The organism is Ramlibacter sp. G4-7 (genome assembly GCF_057784995.1).
The window spans coordinates 288,416-308,255 of sequence record NZ_JBYNTT010000001.1; the positions used below are offsets into that span (position 1 = coordinate 288,416).

Consider the following 19,840-nt stretch of genomic DNA (forward strand, 5'->3'; position numbering starts at 1 on the left):
TTTTTTTGGGGCGCGGGAGCGGGCGCTCGCGATACGCTTGCGCCATGGACTCGCTGATCGCCGCCTCCGCACGCGCCCTCGCCGCCGGCGATGCGCTGGGCGCGCTCAAAGGCGTGGCGCTGCGCGAGGACCCGCCGGCACTGGCCCTGCGCGGCATCGCGATGGCGCAACTGGGCGAGCACACCCGTGCGCGCGAACTCCTGCGGCGCGCGGCAGGAGCCTTCGGTGCCCGGGAGCCGGCGGCCCGTGCGCGTTGCGTGGTGGCCGAGGCGGAGGTGGCGCTGGCGATGCGCGACCTGGCCGGCCTGCCCCGGGGACTCACCGACGCGGCGGCAACGCTGGAGCGGCACGGCGACCGCGCCAATGCCATGCACGCGCGCGTCGTCGCCGCCCGGCACTTGCTGCTGGTGGGCCGTGTCGCCGAGGCAGCAGTCATCCTGCAATCCGTCGACGCGGGCGGATTGCCCGCCACGCTCGGCGCCGTCACCGAACTGGCCCGCGCCGAGCTGGCCTTGCGCTCGCTGCATGCGCGGCCCGCGAAGGAGGCACTCGCGCGCGCGGACCAGGCCGCCTACCGTGCGGGCATTCCGGCCCTCATCGCCGAAGTCGCGGAGGCGCGGGCCGCGCTGGACCGCCCCGCGGCCCGGCGCCGCACGGGCGGGATCGAGCAGGCGCTGCGCGTGGAAGACGTCGAAGCGCTGCTCGCCTCCGACGCCCTGGTGCTCGACGCGTGCAGGCGCGGGTTCGCACGGGGCGGGGCCTGGCAGCCACTGGTGCGCAGGCCCATCCTCTTCGCATTGGCCGAATCCCTGGCGCAGGCGTGGCCGCAAGGCGTGCCGCGTGATGCACTGATCGCCACCGCCTTCCGCACCCGGCGTCCCGACGAAACGCATCGCGCCCGCCTGCGCGTGGAGATTGGCCGGCTGCGCGCGCTCGTGCGCGCCATGGCGGACATCGCGGCAACTGCGAAGGGGTTCGTGCTGCAGCCCCGCGGCAAATCCGGCGTCGTCATGCTCGCACCGCCGATCCCGGGAGAGCAGGCCTCCTTGCTGGCGCTGCTCTCGGATGGCGCGGCCTGGTCGACATCGGCCCTGGCGCTGGCGCTCGGTGCGAGCCAGCGCACCGTGCAGCGCGCCCTGGCCGAACTGCAGGCGTCGGGGCAGGTGCGCGCCATCGGCCAGGCGCGCGCGCGGCGCTGGCTGGCGGCGCCGCTGGTGGATTTCACGACAATCTTGTTACTCCCCGCTTGGCTGCCCGGCGCATAGAGTCCCCTCCATGGCGCCGCATCCGGACGCCGACAGGAACTCCGCCATGAGCACCAAGAGCATCAGCGACAAGGAGCAGGTCGCGCCCACGCCGGCCGAGGTCGTGCGCGAGTACGGGCCTTTCGCCGGGGCCACGCAGGTCGCCGGCGTGAGTTACGGCAATGGCCTCGTGTGGGCCGCCACCGGCACGCGCCTGCTGGGCATCGATCCGAAGAGCGGCGAGGTCACGCGTGCGCTGGAGCGGGCGTGCGATGCCGGCACGGCCTTCGACGGCAAGCACCTGTACCAGATCGCCGCGTCGCGCATCGACAAGATCGATCCGGCCACGGGCGAGGTGCTGGCGTCCATTCCCGCGCCTGGGGAGCGCGCAGACTCGGGCCTGACCTGGGCCGAGGGCAGCCTCTGGGTGGGCAACTACCGCAGCCGCAAGATCCACCAGATCGATCCCGACACAGGTGCCATCCGCAGGACGATCGAGTCCAACCGCTTCGTCACCGGCGTGACCTGGGTGGACGGCCAGCTGTGGCACGGCACCTGGGAAGGCGACGAGAGCGAGCTGCGCCGCGTGGACCCGCGGGACGGCGCGGTGCTCGAGCGGCTGCAGATGCCGCAGGGCGTCAACGTCAGCGGCCTCGAGTCCGACGGCGCCGACCTGTTCTATTGCGGCGGCGGCGGCGGGGGCGGCGGCAAGGTCCGCGCCGTGCGCCGCCCGAAAGCCTCCCGCACCTAGCGGAATCCAGCCAGCAACACGGCGGCCATCCGGGTCGAGCCGCCGCATGGACAGACCCACAGCACCGGCTCACCGAGCCAAGGAGCACAGCATGACCACCATCACCAGCACCCCTAACACCAGCCACCCGGTCGTTTCCGACGCGCGCTGGACGGACGAACGCACCAGGCTGCTGGCGCGCGAGAAGGAGCTCACGCGCCTGCGCGACCAGGTCGCCGGCGAGCGCCGCGCGCTGCCCTGGCGGCACGTGCGCAAGGACTATGTCTTCGACACGCCCGGCGGCAAGCGCACGCTGGCGGACCTGTTCGGCGAGCGCCGGCAGCTGGTGGTGCAGCACTTCATGTTCGGGCCGGGCTGGGAGCAGGGCTGCCCCAGCTGCTCGTTCATGGCCGACCACACCGACGGCATGACGGTCCATCTCGCGCACCGCGACGTCGCTTTCGTGGCCGTCTCGCGTGCGCCGCTGCCCGACATCCTGCGTTTCCGCGAGCGCATGGGATGGAAGTTCGACTGGGTGTCCTCGCACGGCAGCGACTTCAACTTCGACTTCGGCGTGAGCTTCACGCCCGAGGAGCTGGCCACGGGCGAGGTCGGCTACAACTACCGCAAGGGCTACTTCCCGGCGGAGGAAGCGCCGGGCATCAGCGTGTTCTTCCGGGACGACGCCGGCCAGGTGTTCCACACCTATTCGACCTACGGCCGCGGGGTGGAAGCGATGATGGGCACGTACGTGCTCCTGGACCTCGTGCCGCAGGGGCGCAACGAGCGCGACGTGTTCTACAAGATGGAGTGGGTGCGGCACCACGACCGCTACGAGCCCGGGCAGCGCTTCGAGCCGGCGCCCGAGAAGGCGGCCCTTCCCGCGGCGGCCTGCCCGCATTGCGAGGCCTGAGGCTCGCGCGGAGCTGCCACCATGACCGATGGACTCTGGCCCTGGCTCGCAGTGGCGGCCGCCGGCGCACTGCATGGCCTGAACCCGGCGGCGGGATGGGCTCTTGCGGCCTGCGCCCAGCGGGTGGACGGCAAGGCCAGTGTGGCGGGCGCGTTGGTGCCGCTGGCGGCGGGCCACCTTGCGTCGGTACTCACCGTGGCGGCTGCCGTGCCGGTCGCGCTGCAGCTCGGGCTGGCGTTCGATCCGCTGGTGCCGCAGTGGCTGGCCGGGGGCTTGCTGCTGGTCGCCGTGGTCCGGCGGCTGCGCGGCGCAGGGCATCGCAATGCGTGGACCCCGGGCCTCGCCCTGTGGTCGTTCATCGCCGGGACGGCCTCCGGCGCCGGATGGATGCTCGTGCCGGCGCTCGTGCCGCTGTGTGGCGGCGACATGCCGGCGCGGGACATCACCGCGTCCGGTTCGCTGTGGCGCGCGCTGCTGGCCGTCGCAGTCCACATGGGCGCGATGCTGGCGGCCACTGCCGTCCTGGCAACGGCGGCGCGGCTGGGATGGCGTGCGGTGTGGAAGGGCGTCGGCGCCCGCCTAGCGCGAGAGCAACTGCATCCGGGTGAACCGGCGCAGCACGCGCCATGACTCCAGCGTCACCAGCACCGCCCACAGGAGGGCCAGGCCGAAGAGGATGCCGGCGAGCGCAACGAGCGCGGGTTCGTCCGCCGTCCACGCGAAGCAGCCCACGAGGATGGCGCCTGCGACCATGGGAGCGTTCATGAGGATGGCGGCGGCCCAGGTCCACCCCGGGCGCGCCAGCGACGCGGCCCCCCGGATGCGGTGCTCTGCCTGTTTCCTCATGCCGCTTGTATTGTCGTGCAAGCCCGTCGAACATACGATGGAGTGGGCGAGACGGGCCGAATGGCCGAGTTCGAGGAGCCGAATGATGGAACGCGCGCGCATCGTGGAAGGCGGACCGTCCGCCGCGGGTCCCTACCACGCCGGCAAGCTCGTTTCGGCGGCCGATGCGGTCCGCCTGGTGCGCAGCGGCGATACGGTGGCCACCTCCGGCTTCGTCGGGATCGGCTTCGCAGAGGAAATCGCGATCGCGCTGGAGCAGCGGTTCCACGCGGAGGGTGAGCCGCGCGAGCTCACGCTGGTCTACGCCGCGGGGCAGGGCGACGGCAAGGAGCGCGGCCTGAACCACCTCGCGCACGAGGGCATGTTGCGCCGCGTGATCGGCGGGCACTGGGGCCTGGTTCCCAGGCTGGGCCGGCTCGCCATCGAGAACCGAATCGAAGCCTATAACCTGCCGCAGGGCGTGATCTCCTGCCTGTTCCGCGACATCGCAGGCGGCCGGCCGGGGCACCTGAGCCGCATCGGGCTGGGAACCTTCGTCGACCCGCGGCGCAACGGCGGGCGGATGAACGACCGCACCACCGAGCCGCTGGTCGAAGTGACGCGCATCGGGGGTGAGGAATGCCTGTTCTACAAGGCCTTCCCGATCGACATCGCCATCATCCGGGGCACCACCGCGGACCTCGACGGCAACCTGACGATGGAGCGCGAGGCCCTCACGCTGGAGTCCTTGTCGATCGCCATGGCGGCGCGCAACAGCGGCGGCATCGTCATCGCCCAGGTGGAGCGCGTGACGGACCGCGGGGCGCTGCATCCGCGCCAGGTGAAGGTGCCGGCCGTGCTGGTCGATTGCGTCGTGGTGGCGCGGCCGGAGAACCACTGGCAGACGTTCACCACGCCGTACAACCCGGCCTACTCGGGCGAGATCCGCGTGCCGCCCGGGCGCCAGCAGCCCCTGCCGTTGGACGAACGCAAGATCATCGCGCGGCGCGCAGCCATGGAGCTGAAGGCGAACAGCGTCGTGAACCTGGGCATCGGCATGCCCGAAGGCATCGCCGCGGTCGCAGCCGAGGAAAAGATCGGGGACCTTCTCACGCTCACGGCGGAGCCTGGCGTCATCGGCGGCATTCCGGCGGGCGGCCTCGACTTCGGCGCAGCGGTCAATACGCAGGCGGTCCTCGACCAGCCTTACCAGTTCGATTTCTACGATGGCGGCGGGCTGGACGTCGCCTTTCTCGGGCTGGCGCAGGCCGACCGCGAAGGCAACCTCAACGTCAGCCGCTTCGGCCCGCGCTTTGCGGGAGCGGGCGGCTTCATCAACATCAGCCAGAGCGCGAAGAAGGTCGTGTTCGTCGGGACCTTCAACACCGGCGGGCTGGAGGTGCAGGTGCACGAGGGCAGGCTGGCGGTGCGCCAGGAAGGCAGCGTGTGCAAGTTCCTGGAGCAGGTGGAGCACGTCACCTACAGCGGCGCCGTCGCGCGGCAGCGCAGGCAGGAGGCGCTGTACATCACCGAGCGCTGCGTCTTCCGGCTGGGCGCGCAGGGGCTCGAGCTGGTGGAGATCGCGCCGGGCATCGACGTGGAACGGGACGTGCTGGCGAAGATGGCCTTCCGTCCCGCCGTCTCGCCGCGCCTCAAGACCATGGATGCGGCGATCTTCTCGCCGGCACCGATGGGGCTGCGTGACACGCTGCTGGTGCTGCCGCTGTCGCAGCGCTTCCTGTTCGATGCCGCGCAAGGCATCTTCTTCGCGAACTTCGAAGGTCTCACGGTCCGCAACATCGACGACGTCCAGGCGATCCGCGCGGCGCTGGTCGAGCGGCTCACCTCGCTCGAGGGCAAGGTGCCGGCGCTCGTGGACTACGACAACTTCACGGTGTTGCCGGATGCGCTCGATGCGTACATGGACATGGTGCGTGAACTCGCCACGCGCCACTATTCACGGGTGACGCGCTACACGACCAGTGCGTTCCTGCGCGCGAAGCTGGGCGACGCGTTGCTCGAGCGCGGGGTGGCGCCGCACATCTTCGAGAGCGCCGCCGATGCCCGCAGGCATCTCGCGTGGTTGCAGGGAGGCGATGCAGGGAACGCGCAGGCTGCACGCGAGCAGGGGCACGGGCACGCTTGAGCTGCCTCCATCCTCCGAAAGGACGTAGTTGCGGAAAGCGACCCGTGCCTAGAGTGGGGTGCCCGCCGCCGCGCGGACCAACCAGGAGCACCCCATGCACGTTCGCACATCCATGGCCGCCGTTCTCGCTTGCACGCTGTCCGCGGCCTTCGCCCAGCCCGACGCCGCCTCGGGTCAGTGGGTCGGGACGATGGAGGGCAATGGCGGCAGGCCGGTGCCGGTGGAGGTGACCATCAACGGCAATGCAGGAACTTGGAGAATGAATCCCGTCGTTGCGGGGGCACGCGGCAACCCGTGCTTCGGCAAGGACTTTCCCGTGAGCGTGGAGAGCACCGCGGACGCCGTGATCCTCGACATCCGGGGCGGCCAGGTCATCGCCGGCTGCATCGAGCAGCGCGCGACCCTCACCATGAGCAACGGGCAGCTCACCGGGAAGCTCGCGAACGGCCGGGCCGTCTCGCTGTCGAAAAAATGAGGCGCCTGTCATCGCTCGGCGAAGGCCGGCCGCGGCGCTGGCGACGCCCTGCGTCTGCTTCCGACACTTGCTCGACGGCCGGCTTGGCAGGCACGTCACCAGCAGAGGGCGTAGGATGTGCCTGTCCACTGGTCGGCTTCTTCTTTGTGCCTCGAAGCCGTAGAACCTCAACGCTCCGCCAGCCTGCCCGCGCACCTTTTCCCTGGGGTGCAGCATGCAGTTCGAAACTTCGGCATTGGCCGCGTGGCGCGAAGCGGAGCGGCGCGCCGCCGCCGCCGAGAAAGAGCTTTTCGCGAAGGTCCTTGCCCGCGATCCCGGCTGCGTTCCCACCCGCGCGGAAGTGGAAGAGACGATCGTGCTGCGGGAGGCGGCCACGACGCAGCTGCAGCGCATGCTGGACGACATGCGCGACCTGGCTGCTGCACTCAATGGCACCACGCTCCAGGGCCGGCCGGCCACGCTGGCCGGCATGCGCGGGGGCCGATTCGCCCGAACCTCCAAGCCCTGAGCGGGCTACGCGTAGCTCGTGCTGCCCATTCGCGGTAATGCGGCGTGACGGCTAGCGGACCCCGGCCGCCTGGGCGGCGCGGACGGCGGCCAGGATTTCCAGAAAGAGGCTGTCGCACTCCGCGCGCAGCTTCTCCAGCTCGGCTTTGAGCTCCAGGGGTTCGGGGGCTCTGCCATGCGCGAAGTCGTCCAGTGCCTGTTCCAGCGCCTGGCTGGTCTCCTGGAGCTGCTGACGCTTGTCCCGCCAGACGCCGAAAGCCTGTTCAACGCGGATGTTGAGGGGGTCGACGGGGTTCATGGGGGTGAACCTTAGCGCAACTTGTTCCCTGCCGGGCAGACCGACCGTCCCCGCAAGCTCATCGCGGAAAGAAGCGGCGGTCCTGCGCCTCACGCAATGCACGCAGCGCGCCGCCGGAAGGCAGGTCCAGGTCGCCGCCGCGCAGGGGCTGCCCGCGCGGCACGTGCTTGCGCACGCGAGCGCCAAGCGCGAGGTAATACGGCACCGGCCCGTCTTCACCGAGCGGCGAGGCGGGCTGAAGCGCATGGCCGAGGCCGGGGATCTCGTGGCGCGCGCCCATCTGCAGCAACTCGCCGGGCTCGAGGTCGCGGGCCGCAGTCGCCACGAGGTCCACCAGCGGCTTCACCTCCGGGCCACCCGTGGAGCATCCCAGTTGCGCGGCGGACAGCATGGAGACGGCGGCTTCGGCGCCGAGCAGGTGCACGGGGTTGTGCAGCAGCACGTAGCGCGCATCCGGCGACGTCGGCATTCCCTTGGCCGCGAACAGCCGACCGGTCGCTGCGTCAGGCGCTTGCGCCACCACGAACACGCCGCCTGCGAAACTGAGCTCGTCGGGCCGGCGCAGGCAATTGAACATGTCCACGCGACCGCTGCCGGCCAGCAGTCCGCTCTCGGCGCGCGGGCGGAAGAGGGCGGGCAGTTCGATCGTGCGCGCGATGGGCGCGTGCAGCGACGCGCAATCCGGCATCAGGCCGGTGTGGTTCGCGACGATGCCCATCTCGCACAGGTCCGGCACGGTGGTGCGTGCGAACGCGAGCGCATGACGCATGCCCAGGCCCGCTGCGTCGGCGCGTGAGAATGCATCGTGGTACGCGGGCGCGGGCACGCTGCGCCCCCAGGCGGTGACGGTTTCCGCCTGCGCGTCCCACACGAAGTCGGATTCGCTGGACTTTCCGGCACAGACGACCGGGAGGCCGAGCATGCGCGCCCAGCCCACGAGGCCGATCAGCAGGCTGGGCTGGTCCCCGTCGACCGGCGAATGCACCACGCCGCGTTCGGCGGCGCGACTCGCGAGTTCCGCCCCGACCACGATCTCCGCCTCCTTGGTGGCCAGCACGACGTGCTTGCCCGCGGCGATGCAGGCACGCGCCGTGGCCGCGGCGCCCTCGGGGTCGCCCGTGGCTTCCAGGACGGCCACCAGGGGCAGTTGCACCAGGTCTTGCGCCGAATCCAGCAGCGCGATGGCGCCTGCATCGATTGCCGCGCGCGCCTCGGCCACCGTCGCGCAGGCACGCATGCGATGCGCAGGATGACCCGCAGCCGCCACTGCCGAGCGGGCGCGCTCGAGGTCGCGGTCGCACACGGCGGTCACCTTCAGGCCCTGCATGCGCGCGGCCTGGGCGACGAACGTGGCCCCGAACTCGCCCGCGCCGACCAGGCCCACGGGCAATGCGGCGCCGGTCGTCCGGGCGTGGCGGCCAAAGATCTGCTGGAGGTTCATAATTTATTCTTGCATACAAGAAGTGGCAAAGTGAAGAGCTCCATTTCCCGTCCGTCCAGCGCCGGTCGCGCGCGCAGCGGCAAGGCCGCACCGGCGGCGTCGGCAAAGCCCGCCCGCGCGCGCGGCGGCGCGGCGGCGCCGCGCAAGGGCGACCTCAATGGCAACGCGCTGGCGACATTGCGCGAGATGATCGTCAGCGGCGCGCTCGCGCCGGGCCAGCGGCTGAACGAACGCGAGCTGTGCGAGCAACTCGCGGTGTCCCGCACACCGGTGCGCGAGGCGCTCAAGGCGCTGACGCAGGAAGGCCTGCTGCAGGCGCTGCCGAACCGCTCGCCGGTGGTGGCGTCGCTCGACGCGGGCGAGACGAGCGACCTGATCCAGGTGGTCTCTGCTATCGAAGCGCTAGCTGGAGAGCTCGCTACCCCGAGGCTCACCGACGCCCAGGTCGCTGAACTCGGCATCCTGCACTACACCATGCTGGCGCACCATGCGCGCAAGGACCTGACCGGTTACTTCGCAGCGAACAAGGCGTTCCACCGGCGCATCGTGGAGTACGCCGACAACGCGGTGCTGCTGTGGGTGTGGGACCTGCTGGCGTTGCGCGTCGATCGCGCGCGCTACGCGTCCAACCAGTGGCCGGAGCGCTGGCAGGAAGCAACCGGCGAGCATTCCAGGATCCTTGAACTTTTGACTGCACGCGACGCTGCCGGTGTCGCGCAGGCCATGCGCGAGCACGTGCGCAAGGGCTTGTCCGTGGTGGTCGCATCGCTGCCGACGGCTGCATCGGCGTAGGAGCGCGCGCGGGGTTTGCTCCCTTGACGTTGCCAAACCTTGTATGCAAGATGGTCCGGCGCTCACGCAGAGGGGCGCCCCGACACCACCGACAGGAGACAAGAGCATGCCCACCCCGTTCAGCCGCCGCGCCGTTCTCAAGGGCGCCGCCGCCGCCGTCGCCTCCTCCGCGCTCACCGCCCGTGCGGCGGTGGAGCTCAAGCTCACGCACCCCGCGGACCTGACGCACCCCGTGCACGTGGAAGCGGACAAGATGGCGCGGAAGGTCTTCGACCGGACTTCGGGTGCGGTGAAGCTCACGCTGTTCCCCAACAACGCGCTCGGCTCGCCCGTCGAGACGGCGCAGCAGACGCGGCTGGGCGCGATCGACATGATCCTGATGAACCCCGCCAACATCGAGGCGATCTCGAAGTCGGTGGGCGTGATCAACATCCCCTACCAGTTCGACGGCTACGAACACGCGTACAAAACGCTCGACGTGACCGCGAAGGACTGGCTCACGCAGCAGCTGGCCACCGCCGGCTTCACCTGGATCGCCAACTTCGAGTGGGGCTTCCGCGCGCTGTCGAACAGCCGCAAGGCCGTGAATGCGCCGGACGACGTGCGCGGCATGAAGATCCGGGTCCCGCCCGAGCTCGCCATCAAGGCGGCGTTCGAGGCGCTGGGCGCCAACACCCAGACGGTCGCCTTCCAGGAGGTGTACCTCGCCTTGGCCAACAAGACGGTGGACGGGCAGGACAACCCCATCGGCACCACCTTCGCCGCGAAGTTCTTCGAGGTGCAGAGCCACGTTGCGCTCACCCGCCACATCTACGCCACCATCATGCTGGCGGCGAACCCGCGCTCCTGGAACAACAAGCTGGATGGCGCGCAGCGCCGCATCCTCAGCGAGGAAGCCGCCATCGCCGGCGCCGCCGCGCGCAAGGGCGTGCGCGAACGCGAGGAGGAATACCTCGCGCAGATGCAGAAGGCGGGCGTGCAGATCAGCCGCCCGGACGTGGCGCCGTTCCGGGCCAAGATGGGCCCGGCCTACGACACGCTGCGCAAGAGCCTGGGCGACGACACCTGGAACGCCTGGAGCAAGATGGTCACGGCCGCGCGCGCCTGAGGCCGGTGCGCCGATGCTGATCACCGGGATCCTCCTCGCCGTCTGCCTGACCATCCTCGGAGGCATCCCGATCGCGGGAGGCCTGGCGCTCGTGGCGGCGGGCACCATGCTCGTCACCTCCGGTCCCGACCTGCTGGTGATCTTCATCCAGCGCACCTATGCGGCGACGACCTCGTTCCCCCTGCTGGCCATTCCCTTCTTCATCCTCGCCGGCAACCTGATGAACGTCGGCGGCACGACGGAGCGCATCTTCGCGGTCGCCAACCTGCTGGTGGGCAAGATCCGCGGCGGCCTGGCGCAGGTCAACGTGCTCGGCAGCATGATCTTCGCCGGCATGTCCGGCTCCGCCGTCGCCGATGCCGCGGGCCTCGGCACGATCGAGATCCGGGCGATGGTCAAGGAGGGCTACACCCCGCGTTATTCGGCGACGATCAGCGCCGTCTCGGCCACCATCGGCCCGATCATTCCGCCCAGCATTCCGTTCGTGATCTTTGGCAGCCTGGCCAACGTCTCCGTCGGCGCACTGTTCCTGGCCGGCGTGGTGCCAGGGCTGCTGATGGGGCTGGGCCTGATGATCGCGATCGCGATCGTCTCGGTGCGCAACAACCTGCCTCGCTCGGCGGGCTGGCCTGGCCTGGCGCAAGCGCTGGCGATCCTCAAGCAAGCCGCGCCTGCACTGGCGTTGCCGCCGGCCATCCTGGTGGTGATCTTCACCGGCATCGCCACGCCAACCGAGGCGGCGGTGGTCGCGGCCGCCTTGGCCTTCCTGCTCGGGCGCTTCTTCTACCGCGAACTGAGCATGCGCGGCTTCTGGGACACGCTGTGGGAAACGGGCCGCCAGACCGCGCAGGTGATGCTGATCATCGCAATGGCGGCGCCCTTCAGCTGGGTGCTGATCCAGCAGCAGGTGCCCAATGCCATCCTCAAGGCGCTGCTGGCCCTCTCCAGCGACCCGTGGGTCATCCTGCTGCTGGTGAACGTCGTGCTGCTGATCCTCGGGATGTTCCTGGAGGCGATCGCGATCATGATCATCGCCTATCCGATCCTGGCGCCGGTGATGGCCGCGATCGGCGTGGACCCGGTGCACTTCGGCGTGATCATGGTGTTGAACCTGATGATCGGCCTGGTCACGCCGCCGGTGGGGCTGTGCCTGTACGTGGTCTCCGGCATCGCCAAGGTGCCCATCGCGGACGTCGTGCGCGAACTCGCCCCCTACCTGCTCGCGCTGCTCGTGGTGCTGATGATCGTGACCTACGTGCCGGCCGTCTCCACCTGGTTGCCGCACTTCTTCGGCCTGGGAGTGATGTGATGAACGAACTGCTCGCACGGATGGACCGCGGCGTTGCCAGCGCGTGCCGCTGGGGCGTGTGCGCCTGTTTCCTGGGCCTGTTCGTGCTGCTGTCGCTGGGCATCCTCCAGCGCATGCTGCCGGTGTTCAAGGTGCCAGGGTACGACGAGCTGGTGGAACTGCTGTTCGTCTGGATGACCTTCCTGGGCGCGCTCGCGCTCTGGCGGGAAGGCACCCTCTACAAGGTGGACCTCGTCGAGCGGATGCTGGACGCCGCGGGCCGGCGCGTGCTCGAGTCGATCATCCAGCTCGCCATGCTCGCGATCGCGCTCGTCCTCACGTGGGCGGGCTGGGACTTCCTGCGGCAGTCCGGCGAGACCACGCCCTTCCTGCAGGTCGACAAGATGTGGTGGTACGCGGCCATCCCGCTGTGCGGAACGCTCATGTGCGTGTACAGCGTGATCGCGTTGTGGCGCGCCGTGCGCGGGCAGATCGAGATGCCCGGCGAACTCGTCACGCTCAGTTGAACAACAGGGAAGCAGCAATGAACCAGAAGAGGCTCGGAGGCCGCACGGCCATCATCACGGGCGGGGCCGGCGGCATCGGCGCGGCGGCCGGCCAGCTGTTCTGCGAGGAAGGCGCGCGCGTGGCCCTCGTCGACCTGGACGGCTCGCCCCTGGCCGAGGTGGCCGCCGGCATCCGCGAGCAGGTGCCCGGAGCGCAGGTGCTGGAAATCCGCGCCGACGTCGGCCAGGAACAGGCCGCGCGCGCGATCGTCGAGGAGGTCCTCGAGCGCTTTGGCGCGCTCGACGTGCTTGTGAACCTGGCCGGCATCCGTTCGTACGAACCGCTGGCCGAAGCGAAGGCGCAGACCTGGGACCGCATCCTCAAGGCCAACCTCCTCAGCTACGCGTACCTGGCGCGCGAGGCGCTGCCCGCCTTGCGGCGTTCCGGCCGCGGCTCCATCGTCAACGTCTCCTCCACGCATGCCGTGAACCCGCGCGCCGGCATGGGCCAGTACGACGTCACCAAGGCCGGCATCCTGTCCATGACGCGCACGCTCGCGTTCGAGGAAGCGCCGCACAAGGTGCGGGTGAATGCGGTGTGCCCGGGCCTGACCCTGACGCCCTTCCACGTGAAGCGCCTTGGCCGCACACGCGAGGACCTGCTGGCCGAGAAGTCGAAATACAACCTGCAGGAACGCTGGGCGGACCCGCGCGAGGTGGCCTGTCCCATCCTCTGGCTGGCGTCCGACGAAGCATCGTTCATCACCGCCTCGACCATCATGGTGGACGGCGGCCAGCACGTGTGAGCGCGGCCACCGGCCCGACCATCCACGGCCGGTGGGTGGAGGCGCCCGGCGCGGTGACGCTGGTGGACGCGCACCACCACCTGTGGGACCTGCGGGCCAACTGCTACCCCTGGCTGTCCGACCAGCCGGAGGCGCACTTCTTCATGGGCGACTACACCCCCCTGAAGCGCAACTACCTGGCGGACGACTACCGGCGTGACGCGCGCAGCCACAACGTGCTGGCCACGGTGCACTGCGAGGCCGAGTGGGACCGCGGGGACCAGGTGGGCGAAACACGCTGGCTCGCGCAAGTGCACCAGCGCGAGGGCATGCCCACGGCCATCGTGGCGCACGCCTGGTTCCACACACCGAACGCGGAGGAGGTGCTGGCCCGCCAGGCTGCCTTCCCGCTGGTGCGCGGCATCCGCTCCAAGCCCGTGACCTCGCTGGCGCCCGATGGCATGACCCCCGGCGCGCCCGGCACGATGCAGGATCCGCGGTGGCTGGAAGGCTTTGCGCGCCTGGAGAAGCACGGCCTGTCCTGGGACCTGCGCGTTCCCTACTGGCACCTGTACGAGGCGGCGGAGGTGGCGCGCGCGTTCCCGCGCACGGCGATCGTGCTGAACCACACCGGCTTTCCCTGGGACCGCAGCCCCGAAGGACTGGCCGCGTGGCAGCGCGCGATGGAGGCGCTCGCCCGCGAACCGAACGTGTGCCTCAAGGTGTCGGAGTTCGGGCTCAAGGACCAGCCGTGGGATTTCGAATCGAACCGGCAGATCGTGCTCCGCGCCATCGGCATCTTCGGCATAGAGCGATGCATGTTCGCGAGCAACTTCCCCGTGGCCGGCCTGCGGATCGACTACGACACCCTGGTGCGCTCCGTGGCACGGATGCTGGAAGGGTTCTCCGAAGGCGAGCGCCGCCGCTTCTTCGTGGACAACGCCGCCGCGTTCTATCGCCTGGAGCTTCCACCGCCGCGCTGAGAGCGGGTCAACGCAAAGCGCCCGCTTCGGCCAGGATCGCCTGCGCGCGAAGTAGCACGGGCCGGTCGGCCATCTTTTCCCGTCCAGGTTGCACGCGTGGCATCGGCGATCAATTGTTCGCGCGGTCGGCGAGTCGGGGGCCACGCGCAGCTCGACGGCTTGCGGTACCCCAGTGAGGATCTGATACCTTCCAGATGGCCAGGGTATTCCTCTGCAACATGGAAATCTACCAACTCCGAACCTTCGTCACAGTAGCTCGCATGGGGAACATCACGCAGGCCGCGCATGCCCTGCACTTGACGCAACCCACACTGAGCGGTCACATCAAACTCCTCGAGGGTGAGCTGGGCGCCCCAGTCTTCGTCCGTGCTGCGTCCGGTGTCGAGTTGACTCCGTTCGGGCAACAAGTGCTGCCCAAGGCACTGCAGATCCTGAGCTTGGCAGACGAAGTGTTGGCCGAGGCGCGCCAGCACGCGGGTACGCTGGCCGGGCAGATCCGGCTGGCCGTCGTCAACGATCCGGAGACGCTCGGCCTTGGCGAGATCATGAACGACATGCGCGTGAAGTATCCCGAGATCACCGTGGTCATCCGCCAAGGGCTGTCGGGATGGGCGCTCAACGAGGTGAAGGCAGGGCAACGTGATGCCGGGTTCTTCATCGGAAGCATTGGCGACCCGGAAGTGCGTGCTGTGCCTGTGCGGGAAATCCGCTACTTCATCGCGGTGCCCACGGCGTGGCGCGAGCAGGTCGAGCGCGAGGGCTGGGCCGCCATCGGGAGCCTGCCCTGGATCTGGGTGCCGCCGCTCGGCTCCTACCCTGGCCTGGTGACGGAACTGCTGGCGCGCCACGGCGTGACGCCGCGCAAGGTGGTCGAAACGGACCGCGAAGCCATCACGCAGGACCTGGCCACTGCAGGCGTTGGCCTGTGCCTCCTGCGCGAACAGCGCGCGCGTTCCGCGGCCAAGGAGGGAAAGATCTTCGTCTGGGAGCAGGGGAGCACCAGCGCCACGCTGTCGTTCATCTACCTGCTTTCCCGTGAGAAAGACCCCCTGATCCAGGCGCTGCTGACGGTGGTGAAAGGCTCGGTTTAGGTGTGAGCACCGGGCGTGCCCGGCTGCGCCGCGGCCGTCGCTGAAAACGCTGGGGCGGCGTTTCCCGATGCCCGGCATCGGAAATCTCCATTGGCGCTACCTGCGTGCGCTGCCTACGATGCAGCGCTCAAGAACGCGGGAGACATGACATGAGCCAGTACCGTGCGGCGCCGGAACGCGCCGTTCTGACCGGGTACCTGCAGGCGATGCTTCGCATCCGCCTGTTCGAGGAAAAGGTCACCGAGCTGCGCAAGCAGCAGACGATCGTGGGCTCGATCCACTTGTGCATCGGGCAGGAAGCCATTTACGTCGGAGCACGCGCGGCACTTACGGCCGATGACCGGGTGTTCGCGACGTACCGCGGCCATGGCTGGGCCCTGGCATGCGGCGTGCCGATCGCAAGCGCGTTCGGCGAACTCCTGGGGCGCGAGACGGGCGTGTGCAAGGGCCGGGGTGGCTCGGCGCAGTTCAGCGCGGCTGACTGGGGCTTCTACGGGGAGAACTCGATCGTCGGCGCGGGTGCCGCCATTGCGTTGGGGGCTGCCCTGAGTGCCAAGATGGAAGGCAAGGGCCGGGTGGTGCTGACGGCATTCGGTGAAGGTGCGATGAACCAGGGTGGCGTTCACGAGGCGATGAACTTCGCCGCGTATCAGGACCTCCCCCTGATTTTCGTCTGCGAGAACAACACCTATTCCGAACTGACGCCGACCCACAAGATGGTCCGTCAGGGCGAGATGTACCAGCGTGCGGAAGCCTACGGTTTTCCGGGCGTGCGCGTGGACGGCAACGATCCGGAGGTCGTGCGGCGCACGGTCGCCAGCTTCGTCGATGCGGCTCGCGCGGGACGCGGCCCGGCGCTCGTCGAAGCCATGACCCAGCGGCTGGTCGGCCATTACTACGGCGATATGCAGTCCTACCGGCCAAAAGGGGAAGTGACCGAAGCGAAAAAGGGCGAGCCCATCGTCCGTGCGCAACAGGCACTGCTGGAGCTCGGTGTCGACCAAGGCGAACTCGACGCGATCGAAGCCAGGTTGCGCGAAGAGAACGAGAACGCGGCGCAGGCCGCCCTGGCTGCGCCGGCGGCCGACGTGAACAAGGTCGAGGAGCACCTCTATGCATGAACTCCAGCACCCGGAACAGGTCGTGGAGCTGAGCTACGCGCAGGCCGTCAACCTGGCGCTGCAACGGTCCCTGCGCACGTTCGACAACGCAATCCTCTATGGCGAGGACGTCGGCGAGGCCGGTGGCATCTTCGGCGTGACCAAGAACCTGAAGACGGAGTTCGGTGACCGGGTGTTCGACACCCCGATCAGCGAGACGGCCATGCTGGGCGCGGCGGTAGGCTCGGCAATGACGGGCTTGCGGCCGATCGTCGAGATCATGTGGATCGACTTCACGCTCGTTGCCATGGACCAGATCGTGAACCAGGCGGCCAACGTGCGCTACGTGTCGGCGGGCCGACTGCAAGCGCCGGTGACGATCCGCACGCAGCAGGGATTCCTTCCGGGCTCGTGCGCCCAACATTCACAGAATCTCGAAGCCTTCTACACGCACGTTCCGGGACTGCGCGTCGGGCTGGCGGCCACGGCGCAGGATGCGTACTCCATGACGCTCTCGGCGGTGCACTGCGACGACCCCACCCTCATCATCGAGAACCGTGGCCTGTACCACGGGGAAAAGCAGAGCGTCACTGTGGGCGGTCCGGTGCCGCCCATCGGGCATGCCGAGGTGATGCGTGTCGGCAGCGACGTGACGATCCTGTCGTGGAGCGCGATGTTGCTGCAGGCGCTTTCGGCGGCAGACAGGCTGCAGGACGCCGGAGTCTCCGCGGAGGTGATCAACGCCCGATGGCTGAATCCCTTCGACTGGGACACGTTGATGCAGAGCGTCCGGAAGACCGGTCGTCTTGTCGTCGCCCACGAGGCCGTGCAGACCGGGGGGTTCGGCGCCGAAATCGCTGCACGCGTCGGCAGCGAGCTTTTTGGTTGCCTGCGTGCACCGGTGGAGCGTGTGGCGACCCGGGATTGCCGGATTCCGTCGGCGCCGCACCTGCAGCGAGCGCTGATTCCGGACGCGGAGCAAATCGCGGCGCGCACTCTGGAACTGGTGCGGAAACAAAACTGAACAGTGGCAGACCGCCGCAACGAGGAAACGATGAAAAGCAAAGCATTCGATGAAGGACTCGCGATTCGCAAGAAGGTGCTGGGTCCGGACTACGTGGCCAAGACGCTCGAGAGCGCGGACGAACTCCTGCTTCCCTTCCAGGAACTGCTCACGGAGTTCGCGTGGGGCAAGGTGTGGACGCGCCCGGGCCTGAGCCTCAAGACCCGCAGCCTGCTGACGGTGGCCATGTGCATCGCTCTGAACCGGCCGCACGAGATCAGGCTGCACTTGCGGGGTTGCCTGCGCAATGGCGTCAGCAAGGAGGAGATTCGTGAGCTCCTGCTGCATTCGTTCATCTACTGCGGAGGACCTGCCTCGGTCGATGCCTTCCAGGTGATCCGCACCGCGCTGCCGGAGATCGAAGCCCTGGAGAAGGCGAACAAGGAGGCGGAGCGGGCCGCGAAGACAAGTACAAAAGCCAGCGCCAAGCGCAAACCCGCCGTCAAGGAGAAGGCGGGCGGCGTCGGGCGCAGGAAAACGATGGCTGCCTAATCGCAGCGCCCGCCGTGCCTCATGCGCGGCGGGGTGAACGTCGGACAATTACAAGGAGACAACATGTTGAAGTACTTCGTGGGCAAAGCCCTCCGGGTTGGCGTCGCCGTGACTGCTCTGTTCGCCGCGTCGGCATTCGCACAGGCGTATCCCAACAAGCCGATCCGCCTCATCGTGCCGTTCCCGCCTGGCGGCGGCAACGACGTCATCGCCCGCATCGTCGGCGTGAAGCTGACGGAGCGGCTCGGCCAGTCGGTCGTGATCGACAACAAGGGGGGTGGAAACGGCATCATCGGGCTGCAGGCGTTGGCTACTGCGGCGCCTGACGGGTACACGATCGGCGTGGCGGCCGCCGGGCCGATGGCAGTCAATCCCAGTCTCTACCCGAAGCTGCCCTATGACCCGGTGAAGGATTTCGCACCGATCACCAACATGGTCAACTTCCCCCTGCTGCTGGTCACGCACCCGTCATTCACCCCCAGGACCATGCAGGAAGTCATCAGCGCGGCTCGTGCACAGCCTGGCAAGGTCTTCTTCGCATCTCCCGGCAGCGGCAATTCCGGCCACCTCGCCGGCGAGTTGCTGAACTCCATGGCGAAGGTGGAAACCTCCCACGTGCCCTACAAGGGACAGGGACCCGCGGTGGCCGACCTGCTGGCTGGCCGCGTCCAGATGCTTTACAGCAGCATTCCTTCGGTCATCGAGTACGTGCGTCAGGGACGGCTGCACGGCATCGCGGTCGGCAGCGCCACGCGCGTCCCGTCCTTGCCGGACATTCCGACCATCGCGGAAACTGTCCCCGGATACGAGGCCTACTCCTGGGTGGGCATGGTTGCACCGGCTGGTACGCCTGCACCCATCGTGATGAAGCTGAATCGGGAGATCACCGAGATCCTGCAGCAGCCCGACGTGCGGGAGAAACTGAACCAGCAGGGTGCGATCCCGGTTGGCGACACTCCGGAACAGTTCGGCGCCTACATCAAGGATGAGATCAAGAAGTGGGGCGCCGTCGTCCGGGCAGCCAACATCAAGGCGGATTGATCTTTGCACAGGGCAGGTCCGCACCCACGCGGCGCCGACCTGCGTACCAATTCATGAAAGAGAACAGTACTCCAACGCCCATCGGCATCATCGGCCTCGGCATCATGGGCGGCGAGATGGCCGAGACCCTGCTCAGGAATGGCCACGCCGTGGTTGGTTTCGACGTTGCGGGGCCAGCGAAGGAACGCCTGAAGAAGGCCGGGGGACGCGTGCTCGCGTCCGCCGGCGCGGTCGCCGAGGCGTCGGATGTGGTCATCGTCTCGCTGTCGACGAGCGCCGCGCTCAGCGCCACCGTGGATGCGCTCCTGGCCAGCCAGAACCCGGCACGGGCAAAGCGACTCGTGGTGATCGAGACGAGCACGCTGCCCTTGGCCGACAAGGAGTCCGCGGCGAAGGAACTGCAACGCGGCGGCATGACCATGCTCGACTGCCCCATCAGCGGCACCGCGGCCCGGATGAAGGACCGCGCCTGGACCATCTACTGCAGCGGCGCTGCCGCGGCGGTCCGCAAGGTTCAGCCGCTGCTTCGCACCTTCACGGACAACGTTCCGAATGTCGGCGCGTTCGGCAATGGCACCCGCATGAAGTTTGCGGCGAATCACCTGGTCGCGATCTACAACGTCGCGTGTGCCGAGTCCGTGGCGCTCGCGCGCAAGTTGGGGCTGGATCCGCAACAGGTGCTGGATCTGTTCGGGCCCAGTCCGGTCATCGGCACCGGCGTCATGCGGCTGCGGACGCCATTCATGATCCGCCGCAGCTACACGCCGGCGACCATGAAGGTCGCGGTCTGGCAGAAAGACATGCAGGTGATCGGTGACATGGCCAGGTCGGTGGACTGCCCCACGCCTCTCTTCAGCGCGTGCGTGCCGATCTACAACGCGGCCATGGCACAAGGACGCGCCGAGGAAGACACCGCGTCCGTCAGCGAAGTTCTTTCGCAGATGGCCGGCATCGCACCCGCACCGGCCGCAAAGCGCAAGCGCGCGTCGCGGCGCTGAGGGAAGCCGGCGCA

22 protein-coding genes are annotated in these 19,840 nt (G+C 68.7%); 19 read left to right on the top strand and 3 right to left on the bottom strand.

The window, feature by feature from the left end; all coding sequences use genetic code 11:
- Positions 1-44 precede the first annotated feature (44 nt).
- The 4 genes from AC3EGR_RS01395 to AC3EGR_RS01410 all read left to right on the top strand — a co-directional run bounded on the left by AC3EGR_RS01395 (position 45) and on the right by AC3EGR_RS01410 (position 3,517).
- Positions 45-1,265: a helix-turn-helix domain-containing protein gene (locus AC3EGR_RS01395; protein WP_488544636.1), complete on the top strand. Its 1,221-nt coding sequence runs from the start codon at positions 45-47 to the stop codon at positions 1,263-1,265.
- Between the two features lie 46 nt (positions 1,266-1,311).
- Complete coding sequence (locus tag AC3EGR_RS01400) at positions 1,312-1,995, top strand: Vgb family protein (RefSeq protein ID WP_488544637.1); 684 nt, start codon at positions 1,312-1,314, stop codon at positions 1,993-1,995.
- A gap of 91 nt (positions 1,996-2,086) precedes the next feature.
- Positions 2,087-2,887: a DUF899 domain-containing protein gene (locus tag AC3EGR_RS01405; protein WP_488544638.1), complete on the top strand. Its 801-nt coding sequence runs from the start codon at positions 2,087-2,089 to the stop codon at positions 2,885-2,887.
- 21 nt (positions 2,888-2,908) lie between these two features.
- Entirely contained in the window at positions 2,909-3,517 is a 609-nt protein-coding gene (locus tag AC3EGR_RS01410; RefSeq protein ID WP_488544639.1) for a hypothetical protein, read from the top strand.
- Here the strand turns inward: AC3EGR_RS01410 and AC3EGR_RS01415 are convergent.
- Positions 3,467-3,733, bottom strand: a complete 267-nt coding sequence (locus tag AC3EGR_RS01415) for a hypothetical protein (RefSeq protein WP_488544640.1) — start codon at positions 3,731-3,733, stop codon at positions 3,467-3,469. The genes AC3EGR_RS01410 and AC3EGR_RS01415 overlap by 51 nt on opposite strands.
- A gap of 85 nt (positions 3,734-3,818) precedes the next feature.
- Here AC3EGR_RS01415 and AC3EGR_RS01420 point away from each other — a divergent pair, with 85 nt between their 5' ends.
- The 3 genes from AC3EGR_RS01420 to AC3EGR_RS01430 all read left to right on the top strand — a co-directional run bounded on the left by AC3EGR_RS01420 (position 3,819) and on the right by AC3EGR_RS01430 (position 6,841).
- Positions 3,819-5,858, top strand: a complete 2,040-nt coding sequence (locus AC3EGR_RS01420; RefSeq protein WP_488544641.1) for an acyl CoA:acetate/3-ketoacid CoA transferase — start codon at positions 3,819-3,821, stop codon at positions 5,856-5,858.
- A gap of 94 nt (positions 5,859-5,952) precedes the next feature.
- A complete protein-coding gene (locus AC3EGR_RS01425) occupies positions 5,953-6,333 on the top strand; it encodes a hypothetical protein (RefSeq protein ID WP_488544642.1) in 381 nt (126 codons plus the stop codon).
- Positions 6,334-6,547: 214 nt separating this feature from the next.
- Positions 6,548-6,841: a hypothetical protein gene (locus tag AC3EGR_RS01430; RefSeq protein ID WP_488544643.1), complete on the top strand. Its 294-nt coding sequence runs from the start codon at positions 6,548-6,550 to the stop codon at positions 6,839-6,841.
- A gap of 51 nt (positions 6,842-6,892) precedes the next feature.
- Here AC3EGR_RS01430 and AC3EGR_RS01435 read toward each other — a convergent pair whose 3' ends face one another.
- Positions 6,893-7,138, bottom strand: coding sequence for a hypothetical protein (locus tag AC3EGR_RS01435; RefSeq protein WP_488544644.1), 246 nt, complete (start codon positions 7,136-7,138; stop codon positions 6,893-6,895).
- A 58-nt stretch (positions 7,139-7,196) separates the two neighbouring features.
- Positions 7,197-8,579: a hypothetical protein gene (locus AC3EGR_RS01440; protein WP_488544645.1), complete on the bottom strand. Its 1,383-nt coding sequence runs from the start codon at positions 8,577-8,579 to the stop codon at positions 7,197-7,199.
- Here AC3EGR_RS01440 and AC3EGR_RS01445 point away from each other — a divergent pair.
- From AC3EGR_RS01445 to AC3EGR_RS01500, 12 genes are all read left to right on the top strand, one after another.
- Positions 8,550-9,371 carry a GntR family transcriptional regulator gene (locus tag AC3EGR_RS01445; RefSeq protein WP_488544646.1) on the top strand — a complete coding sequence of 274 codons (822 nt, stop codon included), beginning with the start codon at positions 8,550-8,552 and terminating at the stop codon, positions 9,369-9,371. The genes AC3EGR_RS01440 and AC3EGR_RS01445 overlap by 30 nt on opposite strands.
- 106 nt (positions 9,372-9,477) lie before the next feature.
- Positions 9,478-10,479, top strand: a complete 1,002-nt coding sequence (locus AC3EGR_RS01450) for a TRAP transporter substrate-binding protein (protein WP_488544647.1) — start codon at positions 9,478-9,480, stop codon at positions 10,477-10,479.
- Between the two features lie 13 nt (positions 10,480-10,492).
- Positions 10,493-11,788 carry a TRAP transporter large permease gene (locus AC3EGR_RS01455; protein ID WP_488544648.1) on the top strand — a complete coding sequence of 432 codons (1,296 nt, stop codon included), beginning with the start codon at positions 10,493-10,495 and terminating at the stop codon, positions 11,786-11,788.
- The gene (locus AC3EGR_RS01460) at positions 11,788-12,294 is read left to right on the top strand and encodes a TRAP transporter small permease (RefSeq protein WP_488544649.1); all 507 of its coding nucleotides are present in this window, start codon (positions 11,788-11,790) and stop codon (positions 12,292-12,294) included. The genes AC3EGR_RS01455 and AC3EGR_RS01460 overlap by 1 nt, the downstream gene beginning before the upstream one ends.
- 17 nt (positions 12,295-12,311) lie before the next feature.
- The gene (locus AC3EGR_RS01465) at positions 12,312-13,079 is read left to right on the top strand and encodes an SDR family NAD(P)-dependent oxidoreductase (protein ID WP_488544650.1); all 768 of its coding nucleotides are present in this window, start codon (positions 12,312-12,314) and stop codon (positions 13,077-13,079) included.
- Complete coding sequence (locus tag AC3EGR_RS01470; protein ID WP_488544651.1) at positions 13,076-14,041, top strand: amidohydrolase family protein; 966 nt, start codon at positions 13,076-13,078, stop codon at positions 14,039-14,041. Before AC3EGR_RS01465 ends, AC3EGR_RS01470 begins: the two co-directional genes overlap by 4 nt.
- Before the next feature lie 218 nt (positions 14,042-14,259).
- Positions 14,260-15,132 (top strand): LysR family transcriptional regulator, encoded by an 873-nt coding sequence (locus AC3EGR_RS01475; RefSeq protein ID WP_488544652.1) that lies wholly within the window; start codon positions 14,260-14,262, stop codon positions 15,130-15,132.
- Positions 15,133-15,281: 149 nt separating this feature from the next.
- Positions 15,282-16,253, top strand: coding sequence for a thiamine pyrophosphate-dependent dehydrogenase E1 component subunit alpha (locus tag AC3EGR_RS01480; protein WP_488544653.1), 972 nt, complete (start codon positions 15,282-15,284; stop codon positions 16,251-16,253).
- Complete coding sequence (locus AC3EGR_RS01485; RefSeq protein ID WP_488544654.1) at positions 16,246-17,256, top strand: alpha-ketoacid dehydrogenase subunit beta; 1,011 nt, start codon at positions 16,246-16,248, stop codon at positions 17,254-17,256. The genes AC3EGR_RS01480 and AC3EGR_RS01485 overlap by 8 nt, the downstream gene beginning before the upstream one ends.
- A 3-nt stretch (positions 17,257-17,259) precedes the next feature.
- Complete coding sequence (locus tag AC3EGR_RS01490; protein WP_488544655.1) at positions 17,260-17,787, top strand: carboxymuconolactone decarboxylase family protein; 528 nt, start codon at positions 17,260-17,262, stop codon at positions 17,785-17,787.
- Positions 17,788-17,850: 63 nt separating this feature from the next.
- Positions 17,851-18,828, top strand: coding sequence for a Bug family tripartite tricarboxylate transporter substrate binding protein (locus AC3EGR_RS01495; protein ID WP_488544656.1), 978 nt, complete (start codon positions 17,851-17,853; stop codon positions 18,826-18,828).
- Between the two features lie 53 nt (positions 18,829-18,881).
- A complete protein-coding gene (locus AC3EGR_RS01500; RefSeq protein ID WP_488544952.1) occupies positions 18,882-19,826 on the top strand; it encodes an NAD(P)-dependent oxidoreductase in 945 nt (314 codons plus the stop codon).
- The last annotated feature ends 14 nt before the right edge of the window (positions 19,827-19,840 follow it).

Coding starts and splice junctions, on each gene's coding strand:
- AC3EGR_RS01400 (WP_488544637.1), top strand. CDS start 1,312: ATGAGCACCAAGAGCATCAGCGACAAGGAGCAGGTCGCGCCCACGCCG.
- AC3EGR_RS01410 (WP_488544639.1), top strand. CDS start 2,909: ATGACCGATGGACTCTGGCCCTGGCTCGCAGTGGCGGCCGCCGGCGCA.
- AC3EGR_RS01435 (WP_488544644.1), bottom strand. CDS start 7,138: ATGAACCCCGTCGACCCCCTCAACATCCGCGTTGAACAGGCTTTCGGC.
- AC3EGR_RS01460 (WP_488544649.1), top strand. CDS start 11,788: ATGAACGAACTGCTCGCACGGATGGACCGCGGCGTTGCCAGCGCGTGC.
- AC3EGR_RS01475 (WP_488544652.1), top strand. CDS start 14,260: ATGGAAATCTACCAACTCCGAACCTTCGTCACAGTAGCTCGCATGGGG.
- AC3EGR_RS01480 (WP_488544653.1), top strand. CDS start 15,282: ATGAGCCAGTACCGTGCGGCGCCGGAACGCGCCGTTCTGACCGGGTAC.
- AC3EGR_RS01405 (WP_488544638.1), top strand. CDS start 2,087: ATGACCACCATCACCAGCACCCCTAACACCAGCCACCCGGTCGTTTCC.
- AC3EGR_RS01425 (WP_488544642.1), top strand. CDS start 5,953: ATGCACGTTCGCACATCCATGGCCGCCGTTCTCGCTTGCACGCTGTCC.
- AC3EGR_RS01465 (WP_488544650.1), top strand. CDS start 12,312: ATGAACCAGAAGAGGCTCGGAGGCCGCACGGCCATCATCACGGGCGGG.
- AC3EGR_RS01440 (WP_488544645.1), bottom strand. CDS start 8,579: ATGAACCTCCAGCAGATCTTTGGCCGCCACGCCCGGACGACCGGCGCC.
- AC3EGR_RS01420 (WP_488544641.1), top strand. CDS start 3,819: ATGGAACGCGCGCGCATCGTGGAAGGCGGACCGTCCGCCGCGGGTCCC.
- AC3EGR_RS01395 (WP_488544636.1), top strand. CDS start 45: ATGGACTCGCTGATCGCCGCCTCCGCACGCGCCCTCGCCGCCGGCGAT.
- AC3EGR_RS01500 (WP_488544952.1), top strand. CDS start 18,882: ATGAAAGAGAACAGTACTCCAACGCCCATCGGCATCATCGGCCTCGGC.
- AC3EGR_RS01485 (WP_488544654.1), top strand. CDS start 16,246: ATGCATGAACTCCAGCACCCGGAACAGGTCGTGGAGCTGAGCTACGCG.
- AC3EGR_RS01455 (WP_488544648.1), top strand. CDS start 10,493: ATGCTGATCACCGGGATCCTCCTCGCCGTCTGCCTGACCATCCTCGGA.
- AC3EGR_RS01415 (WP_488544640.1), bottom strand. CDS start 3,733: ATGAGGAAACAGGCAGAGCACCGCATCCGGGGGGCCGCGTCGCTGGCG.
- AC3EGR_RS01450 (WP_488544647.1), top strand. CDS start 9,478: ATGCCCACCCCGTTCAGCCGCCGCGCCGTTCTCAAGGGCGCCGCCGCC.
- AC3EGR_RS01495 (WP_488544656.1), top strand. CDS start 17,851: ATGTTGAAGTACTTCGTGGGCAAAGCCCTCCGGGTTGGCGTCGCCGTG.
- AC3EGR_RS01430 (WP_488544643.1), top strand. CDS start 6,548: ATGCAGTTCGAAACTTCGGCATTGGCCGCGTGGCGCGAAGCGGAGCGG.